18 protein-coding genes are annotated in these 12,908 nt (G+C 60.4%); 8 read left to right on the plus strand and 10 right to left on the minus strand.

Annotation, left to right across the window (positions count from 1 at the left end):
* The first annotated feature begins 22 nt into the window (after window positions 1-22).
* From BW989_RS02890 to BW989_RS02910, 5 genes are all read left to right on the plus strand, one after another.
* Complete coding sequence (locus BW989_RS02890) at window positions 23-1,237, plus strand: sensor histidine kinase (protein ID WP_076585119.1); 1,215 nt, start codon at window positions 23-25, stop codon at window positions 1,235-1,237.
* Entirely contained in the window at window positions 1,234-1,878 is a 645-nt protein-coding gene (locus BW989_RS02895) for a response regulator (protein WP_076585121.1), read from the plus strand. The genes BW989_RS02890 and BW989_RS02895 overlap by 4 nt, the downstream gene beginning before the upstream one ends.
* Before the next feature lie 186 nt (window positions 1,879-2,064).
* On the plus strand, window positions 2,065-3,198 hold the full coding sequence (locus BW989_RS02900) for a polyketide cyclase (RefSeq protein WP_076585123.1): 1,134 nt from the start codon (window positions 2,065-2,067) through the stop codon (window positions 3,196-3,198).
* A 79-nt stretch (window positions 3,199-3,277) separates the two neighbouring features.
* A complete protein-coding gene (locus BW989_RS02905) occupies window positions 3,278-3,667 on the plus strand; it encodes a DUF423 domain-containing protein (RefSeq protein WP_076585125.1) in 390 nt (129 codons plus the stop codon).
* On the plus strand, window positions 3,655-4,341 hold the full coding sequence (locus BW989_RS02910) for a DNA-3-methyladenine glycosylase family protein (protein ID WP_076585127.1): 687 nt from the start codon (window positions 3,655-3,657) through the stop codon (window positions 4,339-4,341). Before BW989_RS02905 ends, BW989_RS02910 begins: the two co-directional genes overlap by 13 nt.
* Here the strand turns inward: BW989_RS02910 and BW989_RS02915 are convergent, their stop codons facing one another.
* On the minus strand, window positions 4,342-5,157 hold the full coding sequence (locus BW989_RS02915) for a M15 family metallopeptidase (RefSeq protein WP_076585129.1): 816 nt from the start codon (window positions 5,155-5,157) through the stop codon (window positions 4,342-4,344). It lies immediately after the preceding gene.
* Window positions 5,158-5,552: 395 nt separating this feature from the next.
* On the opposite strand from BW989_RS02915, the gene BW989_RS02920 reads away from it, so the two are divergent.
* The 3 genes from BW989_RS02920 (at window position 5,553) to BW989_RS12660 (ending at window position 7,243) form a co-directional block, all read left to right on the plus strand.
* On the plus strand, window positions 5,553-6,395 hold the full coding sequence (locus BW989_RS02920) for an SGNH/GDSL hydrolase family protein (protein ID WP_076585130.1): 843 nt from the start codon (window positions 5,553-5,555) through the stop codon (window positions 6,393-6,395).
* Window positions 6,377-6,733 (plus strand): SDR family oxidoreductase, encoded by a 357-nt coding sequence (locus BW989_RS12930; RefSeq protein ID WP_425476632.1) that lies wholly within the window; start codon window positions 6,377-6,379, stop codon window positions 6,731-6,733. The genes BW989_RS02920 and BW989_RS12930 overlap by 19 nt, the downstream gene beginning before the upstream one ends.
* 69 nt (window positions 6,734-6,802) lie before the next feature.
* Window positions 6,803-7,243 carry a Rossmann-fold NAD(P)-binding domain-containing protein gene (locus tag BW989_RS12660; RefSeq protein WP_207551601.1) on the plus strand — a complete coding sequence of 147 codons (441 nt, stop codon included), beginning with the start codon at window positions 6,803-6,805 and terminating at the stop codon, window positions 7,241-7,243.
* Here BW989_RS12660 and BW989_RS02930 read toward each other — a convergent pair.
* The 9 genes from BW989_RS02930 to BW989_RS02970 form a co-directional block, all read right to left on the minus strand.
* Window positions 7,237-7,809, minus strand: a complete 573-nt coding sequence (locus tag BW989_RS02930; RefSeq protein ID WP_207551602.1) for a TetR/AcrR family transcriptional regulator — start codon at window positions 7,807-7,809, stop codon at window positions 7,237-7,239. The genes BW989_RS12660 and BW989_RS02930 overlap by 7 nt on opposite strands.
* A gap of 358 nt (window positions 7,810-8,167) precedes the next feature.
* Complete coding sequence (locus tag BW989_RS02935; protein WP_076585134.1) at window positions 8,168-8,698, minus strand: PH domain-containing protein; 531 nt, start codon at window positions 8,696-8,698, stop codon at window positions 8,168-8,170.
* Window positions 8,695-10,071: an alpha/beta hydrolase gene (locus BW989_RS02940; protein WP_242651238.1), complete on the minus strand. Its 1,377-nt coding sequence runs from the start codon at window positions 10,069-10,071 to the stop codon at window positions 8,695-8,697. Before BW989_RS02940 ends, BW989_RS02935 begins: the two co-directional genes overlap by 4 nt.
* A 1-nt stretch (window position 10,072) precedes the next feature.
* Window positions 10,073-10,258 carry a DUF4177 domain-containing protein gene (locus BW989_RS02945; RefSeq protein WP_076585136.1) on the minus strand — a complete coding sequence of 62 codons (186 nt, stop codon included), beginning with the start codon at window positions 10,256-10,258 and terminating at the stop codon, window positions 10,073-10,075.
* 33 nt (window positions 10,259-10,291) lie between these two features.
* Window positions 10,292-10,471 carry a DUF4177 domain-containing protein gene (locus BW989_RS02950; protein ID WP_076585138.1) on the minus strand — a complete coding sequence of 60 codons (180 nt, stop codon included), beginning with the start codon at window positions 10,469-10,471 and terminating at the stop codon, window positions 10,292-10,294.
* Window positions 10,468-10,653, minus strand: coding sequence for a type II toxin-antitoxin system antitoxin (locus BW989_RS02955; protein WP_076585140.1), 186 nt, complete (start codon window positions 10,651-10,653; stop codon window positions 10,468-10,470). Before BW989_RS02955 ends, BW989_RS02950 begins: the two co-directional genes overlap by 4 nt.
* Window positions 10,653-10,934: a hypothetical protein gene (locus BW989_RS02960; protein WP_076585142.1), complete on the minus strand. Its 282-nt coding sequence runs from the start codon at window positions 10,932-10,934 to the stop codon at window positions 10,653-10,655. Before BW989_RS02960 ends, BW989_RS02955 begins: the two co-directional genes overlap by 1 nt.
* Window positions 10,934-11,797: an SPFH domain-containing protein gene (locus BW989_RS02965; protein WP_076585144.1), complete on the minus strand. Its 864-nt coding sequence runs from the start codon at window positions 11,795-11,797 to the stop codon at window positions 10,934-10,936. Before BW989_RS02965 ends, BW989_RS02960 begins: the two co-directional genes overlap by 1 nt.
* Before the next feature lie 140 nt (window positions 11,798-11,937).
* The gene (locus tag BW989_RS02970; protein WP_165688538.1) at window positions 11,938-12,885 is read right to left on the minus strand and encodes an SdiA-regulated/phytase-like domain-containing protein; all 948 of its coding nucleotides are present in this window, start codon (window positions 12,883-12,885) and stop codon (window positions 11,938-11,940) included.
* Window positions 12,886-12,908: the final 23 nt, after the last annotated feature.

The following is a 12,908-nucleotide window of genomic DNA, read 5'->3' on the forward strand; positions in this document are numbered from 1 at the left end:
CTGCTTGTGACTAAGATGCCGCATGTTTGGCAGCATCTCCCATACCCGTTTGCTGCGCTACGCGGGCCTGTTCACCTGGGCCATGGTCGGCGCGCCATTGCTATACACGACCTTCGTGCTGAGTCGCGGCGAGGAGGGCTCGAGCGTGCCGACGATTGGCCCGTGGGGCTGGCTGGCCTATCTCCTGTTTGGCGCCTTGTATTTCGGTTTGACCCTGCGCATGGGGCGCCCGCATCGACGCGGCGTGCTCGACTACGTCTTGATGATGTTGCTGCTGGCCTGCTCGGTGGCCGTTAGCCATTTCAGTGGCAGTGGCTTGGGCGGCATCCTCATGGTGGTTGCGGCGACGGCGCTGCCGTGGACCTTGCCGATCCCCTGGGGCATCGCGCTGCTGGCCATCAGCCAGGCGGCGATCGCGCCGCTGTATGTGTGGTGGCAAGGCTTCGATTGGCCGTCGGCCATCCTGCAATCGATGATTTATGTCGGGTTTTGCGCCTTCAGCTTCATCACCGGCCTGGTTGCGCGCCAGCAGACCGAGGCCCGGGAAGAGCAGCGTCGCCTCAATGCGGAACTGCGTGCCACACGCGCTCTTTTGGCCGAGAGCGTGCGTGTGAATGAGCGCACACGGATCTCGCGTGAGCTGCACGATTTGCTAGGCCATCATCTAACCGCGCTGAGCCTCAATCTGGAAGTCGCTGGCCATTTGACCGATGGCAAGGCAGCGGGGCATGTGCGCCAAGCCCATACTCTGGCCAAATTGCTGCTGACCGATGTGCGCGAAGCCGTCAGCACGATGCGCGAGGATGCTGCGGCCCTGCACGTCGCCAGTGCGTTGAAACCATTGGCAGAGAACGTGCCGAACATGGTGATCGAGATGACCGTGCCGGACGATCTGGTGGTCGCCGATCCCGAGCGCGCCCACGTATTGCTGCGCTCGGTACAGGAAATCATCACCAATGCGGTACGCCATTCCGGCGCATCGCGGCTGGACATTCGTTTGTGGCGAGACCACGGCAGCCTGATCCTGCATGCGCGCGACGACGGACGCGGTGTAGAAGCACTGGCGCCGGGCAACGGACTGCGTGGCTTGTCCGAGCGATTGAAGCAATATCAAGGTAGCGTCGTGGTGGACACGGCGCCGGGCGATGGGTTTGCGCTGCAGCTGCGTTTGCCGCTCAGCGATGGAATTACCCAGGCAGACACACTGCAACACATGAACATGGGAGCGACGAAATGATCCGGGTATTCCTGGTGGATGATCAGACCTTGGTGCGGCAGGGCGTGAAGTCCTTGCTGGCACTGTCCGATGACATCATTGAGGTGGTCGCTGAAGCCTCTGACGGCCGCGAAGCGGTCGAGCGTATCCCCCAGGTCAAACCTGACGTCGTGCTGATGGACATGCGCATGCCGGTGATGTCAGGCCTCGAAGCCCTGCAGGCCTTGTCACGGACCAACCAACTGCCGCCGACGATCATCCTCACTACTTTCGACGACGACCAATTGGTGCTCGCGGGCCTCAAGGCTGGAGCACGCGGTTATCTGCTGAAGGATGTCTCGCTGGACCAGTTGGTCGGTGCTATTCAGACCGTCGCGGGTGGTGGCTCCCTGGTACAGCCCGCAGTCACCCAGCGCCTGTTGTCGGGGCTGGAGCATATGCAAAACGCCTTCGTCAGCCTGGATCGCCCTGATCCGTTGACCGACCGCGAAACCGAGATCCTGCGCTTGATGGCTGGCGGCTTCTCCAACAAGGAAATCGCCAATTCACTGGGCGTGGCAGAGGGCACGATCAAGAACCACGTGTCCAGCATTCTCTCCAAACTGGGCGTGCGTGACCGCACCCGGGCGGTGTTGAAGGCATTCGAGCTGCAACTGGTCTGAGTGAACGGCTAGCAGTCCAGTCGCCAGCACCCAGCCCGGATGGCCGGGTACCAGGGCCATTCATTCTGAGGCCCAGGGCAGGAAATTCAGCTTGGGCATCTCGCCTCGCGCGCCCGGTCTTTGTTAGGATGTCGAATCCGCGACCCCGACCCCGCGACGGCTACGGCCGCCTTGGAGAACTTCCGAATGACCCGTTTGATCGAGCTCTTGATTTCACTGGCGATCGTCGCCGCGCTGTTCCTGATCGTTGGTGTGGTGCTGCCGTCCCACCGCCATGTGTCCGAAAAGGTGGAAAGCAACCGCAAGCAGACCATCGTGTTTGATGTGGTGAACGGCTTTGGCCGCTTCCATGACTGGAATGCGCTGGCCGCCCGCGACCCGTCCATCCAGATGAAGATCTCGGGCCCTGATGCCGGCAAGGGCGCCAAGCTGGAATACACGTCCAAAGAAAAGGGCATTGGCAGCGGTTCCTGGACCATTACCGACAGCAAGCCCAAGAGCCAAGTCGATTTCATGATCGAGAATGGCGACTTCGGCAAGAACAAGAAATCGACCATCAAGCTGACCCCGACCGGTCGCAACAACCGCAATGTCGAGATCGAGCAGACCTACGACGTCGATTACGGCTTCAACCTGTTGGGCCGCTACGCTGGTCTGTACGTCAAAAGCTATATGGGCGAAGACATCAAGATTGGTTTGGCGCGTCTGACCAACTTGCTGGCCGGTATTCCGAACCAAGACTACGGCATCGCCAACAGCCGCCTGACCGGGCTTGAGCTGGTCGACTTGCCGTCTGTACACGTGCTGTTCGTGACTTCCGGTAGCGTCAAGCGTGATGACGACAGCATTCAGGCGTCGATCGCTGCGAACCAGGAATGGATCAAGCGCACCATGGCTGCCAATGGTCTGACCGCCGTTGGCCCCGTCCGCATCGTCACCAATGAGCTGGGCCGCGAAACTTACAACTTCGACATCGTGCAGGTCGTCAGCAAGGGCGCTGCTGCGCCGGCTGCAGATGCATCGGCAGCGGGTGATACCGCCCCGGCTGCACCGGCTCCGGTCGCTGATGCAGGTGCCGAGCTGAAGGTCACCACGCAAGGCCCGGTGAAGTACGCACTGATCCCGGGGCGCCGTGCGGCACATGGCAAGTTCACTGGCTACTTTGCCGAGCTGGATGCCATGCGCAATGCGATTCGCGCCTGGGCCGCCGTGCGCGGCCACGAAGTGGTCGACCGCCCGTTCGAGGTGTACACCGGTGGCGTAGGCCCCGCGTTCACCGAGAACGGCAAGTTCGACCTGTACTGGCAGGTCAAGAACTGATCCGACCTGCATCGCACTGCACCGAACGCCGCGTATCCCGCGGCGTTCGCGTTTCTGGCCCAGGCCAAGGAGTCGGTTGATGATCCCGAAGATCCACACAGGCTTGACCGAGCGACAAATGCACCGGCGATTCTGGTTGGCATCAAGCGGTTCGGTGCTGGCAGGGTTGTCGGTGGCGCTGGCCGCCTATGCCGCGCACGCCAGTTTGGGTGACAAGGCGCAGGGCAATTTGCAGCAAGCCGCGCTTTTCGCCTTCGGACATGGCGCTGCCTTGGCTGCACTGGCACCGCTCGCGGTGCGCCGCTTGGCATGGCTTGGGTTGTTGAGCATCGCTATCGGCACTTTGCTGTTTTCCGGCAGTCTGGTGTTGGGAGCTTTGTTCGGCATCTCCACCGGCGCAGCGCCGTTCGGCGGCATGCTGATGATCTCCGGCTGGTTGCTGCATGCCATCGGTCAATGGCGACGTTGAAGGTTCGCTATCCGCGCGGTTTTGATACCGAAGCCGCGGATGCCCATCTGTGCAAACGTGACCGCAAGCTGGGGCGGTGGATCGAGCGCATCGGGCCGATTGCCACGCAAAAGCAGTGGCGTGGGCGTTTCGATCCCGTCGATGCGCTGGCCCGCGCCATCCTTTACCAGCAACTCTCCGGCAAAGCCGCGTCGACAATCGTCGGGCGCGTGGAAGCCGCCATAGGCAGTGCGCGCTTGCATTGCGACACATTGAGTTTGGTCGATGATGCTGCGTTGCGTGCCTGCGGCGTGTCCGGAAACAAGACGCTCGCGCTGCGTGACCTCGCGCGACGCGAGGCGGCCGGTGAAATTCCTTCGATGCAGCAACTGCCGTGGCTGGATGAGCAAACCATCATCGATGCCCTGGTGCCGATTCGCGGGATCGGTCGCTGGACGGTGGAGATGATGCTGATGTTTCGCCTGGGCCGACCTGATGTGCTGCCCGCGGACGATCTGGGCATTCGCAAAGGCATTCAGTTGATGGACAAACTGGACGTGATGCCTACGCCGCGCGAGGCACTAGTGCGCAGCGCACGTTGGGCACCGCATCGGACGCAGGCGAGTTTCTATCTGTGGCGCATTGCGGATTTCGAAGTGGCCGCGAAGACGCCCGCCAAACGCTCTCAGGATTGATCAGTCTGCCACTATGCCGTTGAAACGCCAGTGCCAAGGCTCGTAGATGATGCCGTGTCGGTTGTCGCGCGGATAACTTAGGCCAAAGCCATGATCGCCTGCATGCCTGGATAGCCATTCGAAGGCGGGCGTTGTTTCGAAACTTTCTTCCGCCGCCGGCTCATTCGTCGTGCCGATGTCCAGCGCGAGTCCGGAATGATGTTCGGAAAAACCGGGCGCGGCATTCACCTGCAGGATGTCATCGACTTCCAGCCCGCGCGCAAGCTTGCGCTCGAAGATGCCGAGTTGATACGCATGGCTGCGATAACCTGAAATCGCTTCGAGGGTAATGCCATCGGCTTGCGCAGCAGCTTGCATGCGCGTCCATGCACGTGAGGCATCGGCATGTAGCCATAACGGCCGGTGCCAACGGTCGAAGCCGGCAAAAGCGAGCCAGTCGGGTTCAGCCGCCAGTGAGAGACCGGTGCGTTCGGCGTAATTTTCAGCATCCAACCCCAAGGCCGATAGGCGCGCAGCGAGTGCATGCATCGGCAGATCAACGGCGGGGTGTGTCGCCCGTGCCAACTTGAAACTACGACGCGAGCGCCAACGCAGTGCGTCGTCCAGGCCGGCTTCGTGTTGGAGTTGCATCACCATGGGCGCCAGCGTGCCCCACCTGTCCATCGCGCCTAGATAGCGGCCGTCACGCTTGCGTCGTAGCGCCCATCGCGTCTGCGCAAGCAAGCGCGCATCGGCATTGCCGCGCGCACCCAGCAGCCATGCGGGCCAGATCTCGATTTCCTGGCTATTGAGCAGTAGCAGCGGGCGTGGCGTCATGCGCAAAGGTTAACGGCTTTCCGGCAATTTCGGTTGGACATGGCTTTTGTCCATAGGGTTGAAAATCCGACAGATTTGCTTGATTGGGCCCTGGCCCCGAGTTCGACCATGCGATGGAAGCGCTGCCGGATTGCTTCCCACATCTCATGTTTGTCGAAGTCGATCATTATGTAAGCCACATCAGGTGCTTGGGCGCGTCATCGATCAGGCGGACGTTGGGCTCTGTAACAGGCAGACCGTGATAGGTGCTCCAATGGTCATTGAATCTGATGGAGGCGATGAGGGTCACCCAAATTCCTAGTAACTACAGTTATTTAGCGCGATAAAAACGCGAGTAGAGACGTTGGCGGCCTGCAGGTATTTTTTCATCTTCTGCAAACGGATCCCAATGTGAGATGAAATTCTCGTCGAGCGAACAAGTGCGTTGGCTTTTGAAAGTCATTCAACCCGAGCGAACTCTCGCTTCCCTTCCTGGCGGTGCCAGCCTTGACCAGGGAACTCATGCCAAGCTCCTCGGCCTGCCGGAGGATATCTACGCGAGCGAACTTGGCCGCATGCAAAAGGAGGCCTCTGAAGCAGCAGACGAGCTGCTTGCTGATTCAGCCGTGGCATCGATGATCGATCGCCTTCCCCTGCAGGAAGGGGCCAAGGTAGTTGCGTTCGGCGACAGCTTGACGTCCGAGCCCCAGTCCTGGGCGGTAATCCTGAGGGAAATGCTGAGCAAGCGCCGGGGTGCCGAAGGAATTTCATTGACGATAAGCGCAGTCGCTGGCGAGACGACCACGCAGGGTCTCGTGCGGGTCGCTGATGTCATCAATTACCAGCCCGACTGGGTGCTCTTCCTATTCGGCACCAATGACGCCCGCACCCAGGGCGCGCAACCCACGAAGACACTCGTCCATCACGAGGAGACCGCACGCAACATCGCGGAGCTGCGTCAGCGTGTTTCCAGTGAGACCGCAGCAACCTGTGTTTGGATCACTCCGCCCGCAGTAAACGAGACGTTGGTGACGGCGCATTGGGGCTTGGCCAGATTCGGAGTTCGGTTCCGCAACCAGGATCTGGAGCGAGTCGCCAAGATTGTCCGCGTGAGCGACGGACCGGTCATCGACGCCTTCTCCACGCTGGGAAGCCCGCCTTCTTCCGATCTGCTCATGGACGATGATTTGCACTTCACTCTGGCGGGGCAGAAGCGAATGGTGCTCGAAGTCATCCGCGGATGGAGCAAACTCAATTGAAATATCTCGTTTTTGGTGCCACTGGAAACATCGGCTTCCGAGTAGCTCAGCGCCTCATTGATGCTGGAATACGTCCGTCCGTTTTCGTGCGCAACGCGAAGAGGGCCAGGGCGCTATTCGGCCACCAAGTCGATATCCATACCGGAGACCTCGAAAAGCCAGGCCATTCACTCCACCTCGCACTGACTGGGGTCGACGGGGTCTTCCTCTTGACCGATGGGCCGGAACTCGACAAGCAGGATCACGCGGTTTCCTTCGCTGCACATCGCGCGGGCGTACGACACGTGGTCAAACTCTCGACATTGGACGTTAGAACCGGGATCGGAACCGGTCCCTAGCACGCGCGCGGCGAGAGTGCTATTCAAGAAAGTGGAGTGACGTACACGTTCATTCAAACAGCTGGATTCATGTCCAATGCGTTCGGCTGGTCAGATTCCATTCGCCGAGAGGGAGTGCTGCGCTCGTCTACGGGGACGGGCAAGATCGCCTTCATTCATCCAGACGACATAGCCGCCGTTGCTACGGCCGCACTCACCACGCGCGATCATGACGACCATGCCCTGGTGATCACCGGCCGCATAGCGCTGTCATACGGGGAGATGGCGGCCAAGATCGGCAAAGCTATTGGCAAGCCCGTGAGCTTCGAGGAAATATCAGATCGTCAGGCCTACATCAGCACCGTCGAATGGGCCGGGAAAGGCCCTTACACCGATGCGCTCGTCGATATCTGGCGCGCAGTTCGCGAGGGAAAAATGGATACGGTCACCAAGGAGGTAAAGCGCGTTATCGGGCGGCAACCCATCTCGTTCGATCAGTGGGTAGCCGAGAATGCTGCATCGTTTCAATAGCGTTTCGTTGCGCTTCTCCGAAAAGAGCTCACATACCCCATGACGGTGCGAATAGCCTCGGCTCTCGCACCATCCTGCGAGAGGGCGGCGTGCGCATCGGGGTTGGTCGCGCCGTGCACGAGCGATTCCACCATGCGAGGAAGGACGAAAAGCATTCGTTCCGTTTCGTCGGAGCTGTACCACGCTTGGTCGGCGCGTGAAAGTATTCGCCCAAAGGTGTGATGTAGCGCGCTCCTGAAGCCGAGCGTGCTCTCCGCAATGGCGGAGGAAACAATTTCGTGCAGATCCGCAGCTTCTGCGTGCGCATCCAATAACCGTTGGACAAGTTCGCGGGTGAATTCTTCCAGCGGAGCAGAGGCCCAAGCATCCGTCGTCTGTTTGATGGCCTGTCGCACATCTTCAACATGTCGATCGTGGAGGGCTGTGAATATTGCCTGCTTGTCGGGGAAGTACTGGTACAGTGACCCGACGCTAACACCAGCGACCTCGGCGATGCGATTCGTGGTAAGGGCGTGGGGTCCATGGCGCTTCACTACAACGTGGACAGCCTCGAGTACGGCACCCACGGTCTGCCGTGAGCGTTGTTGCTTGGGCTCGCGTCGCGTTAGGGATCTTACGGCCGTGGTCATGCTGTATTGCTGTATCTACTTGCCAGGTTGAATTCTAGCGAGATCGTAACTAACGAGCCTGTTCCGGGACAACGGACTGCGAGTCAGATCGTGGTGATCGTCAGCACCATCCTGTTCTGACAGGCCCGCATCGACATCCTGAATCTTCGGAAATTGACCCCTGGCACCGCCCTCGTCGCACACGCATCGCTTCGGGTTCGACCATGCAACCACGGCGCGTTTGTTGGAAGAGCTGATTCATTAGGCTGCTTCAACCGAATCTGCCGGATAGTCAGATTAACGGATGCCGCTTCGGTTATTGCGTGTGTGCTGAACGTTGCAGTGCATCCAGTAATGCCTGCGGTTTTTCCAGACTCAGCATCAACAAGCGACCATCGCGCTCAGGCAAGACCAGCACACGTCGTTTATCGGTGACCAGCGCGAACACCTTGTTTCCGCCGATCTGGCGGAAATGCCCAGCGTGATAACCGGGCATCGAGGTGCCAAAACTTTTTATACCCAAGCGGTATTCCGTGCTGGTGTCGAGATCGACGATGCGTGCTTGGTTTGTAAGCAGTGACGAAGTAGGGATGCTGGTTCGGTTGAGGCCCGCGACGATCTTGAGCGTCTCGCCATCCAGCATCACCTTGCGCCTGAAGACAGTGATCAAAATCAGTGCCGGCGCGATCAAGGCCGCCGCGATCACGACCCATAACGCCGAGCTGCCAACCAGTTGGTGCCAGCCCATCGCAAGCACACCCGTCAATGTCAGCAACACGGCGATGAAAATCAGCGCCGGGATGCGCAAGTCCGGCGGGGTGACGTCGAACTTGCGCACGTTGCTCATGGAGTGGTCTTGATCCAATTGGCGATGTCGCTGATCAAGGTGACATCGACATGGCCAGGCTTCTGATAGCTTTCAAGGCCCGCATTGGCTTGGCTTTCAATCGCGAGGTGGTTGAGGGTGGGGTAGCGCTTCAGCACCACATCCTTGTCATTGCCGAACGCGGCCTGCCACGCTTGCCAGTCGGCATCGACCACCTGGATATCGTGGCCGCCGTGCAGTACCAGCATCGGTTGATTCGCTTTGCGTGCTTCGGCGACTGGGTCGACCGCATCGACGCTGCGCCAATAATCGACGGGCAGGTTCATCGGTGCACCGACCGTGGCATCACCTGCGCCACGTACGTTGGCGATCTGTTTCTTCAGCGTGTCCAGATGTGCGACGCCGTCCGGCGTGTCCTGGATGCCTTGCATGCCCAGAATGCGCACGTTTTGCTCCATCAGGATGTCGAGCAGGTTGCGCGCCGGTGCAGCCAGCAGCACGAGCCCGGTGGTCTTGCCATCCTTCATCGCGATGCGTGGCGCCATCATGCCGCCCTGGCTATGACCGATGACGAAGATGCGCTTGGAATCGACGCCGGACTGGGCGCGTAGAGTTGCGAGCGCGGTAACCGCGTCATCGGTGGTCTCGTTGTCGATGCTGACACCTGCCGCGTAATCCTGCGGGCGGGCCTTGGTGCGCTTTTCGTAGCGCAAGACAGCGACGCCCTGCGTTGCGAGGCCGCGTGCGATGTCGAGGAAGGGGCGATTCGCACCGATGGTTTCGTCGCGGTCCTGTGGACCTGAGCCATGCACCAGCACCGCGGCCGGGAACGGGCCCTGGCCCTTGGGCATCGTGAGTGTTGCGGGCAGGGCGCCTTCGCCAGCGCCGACCATCAGCTCTTTTTCAGTGAACGTGGCAGTAGCTGAGGGTGGCGGCGCGGGTGCAGGGGGCGCGGGGCGTACCAGCAGGCCGGATACCTTGCCCTTCGCATCGATGCTGATGCTGGCGTTGAGACTTGTCCCGCCACGGGTCAGCGGGATGAGCAGGACTTGCGAGGTGCCTTCGGTACGCAGAAATACTTCGCCGCGGCTGCCTTCGGCGGGGAGTGACTTCCATACCTGTTCAAGACGGGCAGCAGGCACGGCCTGTTTCATGTTGGCGTCGAACATCGCCTCGGCCTGGGCGAATTCGCCGCGATCCAGGTGATCGAGCAAACGTGTTGCGGTCGCGCGTGCGGTATCAGGGGCGACTTGCGCGGCGGCGTGTTGAGGCCCCAGCAATAGTCCCAGCCCGAGCATCAGCATCAAGCCGGAACCCAACAACAGGCGAGCTTTGATGCGCGAACCATGCTCCGCGCCCCAACGACGTTCAAGCAGACGGGCGATGTGCAACATGTCAGGCCCCCCTCTTCTTGAACACGGCGAATCCTGCAGTCATGCCGGCTAGCGGTGGGGTAAAGCTGACCATTTCCCAGCCTTGGCGACCCATGCGGTCGAACTCGGTCATGGCCTGTGCGAGGTCGAAATTTCCCCACAACTTAGCTTTCACTTCGATGATTTCGTATTGCCAACGGTCACTCATTCGGTGCTCTCCTTGTCATTCAAACAATGTCATTCAAGCGATGCTGCGTTTCATGTACAGGCGGGTCGGTTCCATCAGGCTGCAGCGCAATGCGGCCACCAATTCCCAACCGTCTTTGCCGAGTTGGTTGAGGGTTTCCTCGACCTTCTGGCCGGGGTTGCCGGTGATCTGCGGGGTGATATCGATGACCTTGTATTCCCAGGTGTTTTTCATGAAGTCATGTCCTCGTCGGATGTGGAATTGTGGCTCTTGATGCGCCCGGCGCGGCGCAGAGCATCACGCAGCAGGTACTCGATCTGGGCGTTCGCACTTCGTAGTTCGTCGTCCGCCCAGCGCTGGACTTCTTCCAGGATCGCGGCGTTGATGCGTAAGGGATAGGCCTTTTTTTCAGCCATCACACACCTTTCCTTGGGTTGAACTTGCGCACGTGCCACCACATCGACAACGCGAGTGCGTTCACCACCAATGCCATCGCCAACGCCACCTTCATCGCACGGCTGCCGTCTTCACCCGCCCAGTAGAGGCCCAATGCCCCCAGCAGGATGGTGATACCGACCAGCGCCATCCGAATGGCCAACCCCGGCGATGCAGGGCGCGAATCCTTCGCCAGCCAAGCCGCGATGGCGATGGCGGGCAAGCCCGCCAAAGCCAGCAGCAGGGATGCGAGTCCCATCATCAGTACAGCGTGCCCGCGTTGACGATCGGTTGGGTGCTGCGCTCTCCGCACAGCACCACTAGCAGGTTGCTGACCATCGCGGCTTTGCGCTCTTCATCCAGCTGCACCACGCCGTTCTTCTGCAGCTCGGCCAAGGCCATTTCCACCATGCCGACCGCACCGGCGACGATCCGCGTGCGTGCGGCGATGATAGCGTTGGCCTGTTGACGCTGCAGCATCGCCTGGGCGATTTCCGGCGCATAGGCAAGGTGGCTGATGCGGGCATCGATCACTGCCACGCCGGCATCGTTCAAGCGATCCGCCAATTCCTTTTGCAGGTGCTCACTGATTTCGGCGGCGTGGCTGCGCAGGGCGAACTGGCCTTCCTCATGCTGGTCGTAGGGATAGCTAGTCGCCATCGAGCGCAGCGCAGCCTCGGACTGGATGTGCACGAAGCTTTCGAAATCATCCACGTTGTAGACAGCCTCGGAGGCATCAACCACCTGCCAGACGATGACCGCGGCAATCTCGATGGGCGAGCCATCCAACTCGTTGACCTTCAACTTGCCGCTCTCGAAATTGCGCACGCGCATCGACACCTTGCGCTTGGCGAAGAAGATGTTGTTCCAGCGCAGGCCGTTGTCCTTGACCGTGCCGACGTATTTGCCGAACAGGCTGAGGACGGCGGCTTGGTTGGGCTCGACGATGTACAAGCCGGCCATCAGCACCAAAGCGATGCTGAGGGTAGCGATGCCTGCAATGACCCAGAGGACGCTGCGAGCAGAAAAGCCCATGTAGCCGATCCAGCCACTGGCCAGCATCAAGGCCAACAAGGCCAGCAGCACCGGTACGCCGGGCAGGGAGCGGATGACTTTCTCTTTCATGACGGCAACTCCAAAAGGTCTAGAGCAACGGGCTCCAGATAAAGATATCAAATTGATATCAGTTTGCAAGCCGCGGCGCAGCACAAAAAGCGGCCACGAGATCAGGCCGAAAATTTCATTGAAAACAGGGGGTTAAACGATTAGCGCCGGTCTGGTAGATACAAGATCGGGGCCGGGCTGAATTCGCCCGTGGCGTAGATGCCCTTGCCGCCGCGGGAAAATGTCACCGCCTCGGGTTGTGGCAGAAGCATCATCCGCACCACCAAGGGCGGACGGGCGACGGTCTGTGCCCAAGTGTCATCGCCTTGGCGCGTGTAGACCAGCAGGTTGGCGTAAGTCAGCACGGCGATCGCATCGCGCTGCGGGTTGATGCCAGCGGCCGTGACTTGGCTGCGCAGCCGCGCCATCGAGGGGTTGTCGCGGCGCTCGTTGGCTTCGGCTTGAGGCACGCCCGCGAGGGTGCCCGCCAGGCGTGCGGTAAGCGTCTTGGGTGCCTTCTTGCGGTCATCCGCACGAAGCTGCAAGGTGTATAGCTGCGGCGGCTGACGCTTCTTGGTGATCAAGAGGATTTCGTTGCGCTGCGCATCCACTGCGATGGCCTCGCAATCGCGCGCGCCATCCGGCCAGCGGAACTGGATCGACCATGCGGGCTTCAAACTGCCACCCGCTTCGATGTCTTGCGGCTCTTCCACAACATGCAGTGACAGCGTTTTGCGGATGCCGCCGTTGTCGCCGGTATCGGCAATCAAGAGATAGGGCTTGCCATCCAGCTCGAAGCTGGCGATGTCTTCCCAGTCGGTCTTCTTGACGCCTTCGATCTTGAACGTGGCCAAGCGATTGCCGCGATGGCTGATCGCATAGAGGTTGGCCGGTTTGCCGCTGTCGTCTATCGCCCATAGCACGCCGTCTTCCCGCCGTGATGCGGCGATGCCGCTGATCTCGTCCAGATCAGCATCGATCATCAGCCCTGCGATCTGCGTGTCCGGCAACTCGCTGGGCTGATTGCAGCCCGCCAACACGGACGCAAGCCCAAGCACCAGCGCGCAGGCGAGGAGGCAACCCGCGGATCGTGAGGACGGGAATGGCATGGCCGAAGGATGACAGATGCGGC

This window comes from Solilutibacter tolerans (assembly GCF_900155935.1).
GTDB classification, from domain to species: domain Bacteria; phylum Pseudomonadota; class Gammaproteobacteria; order Xanthomonadales; family Xanthomonadaceae; genus Solilutibacter; species Solilutibacter tolerans.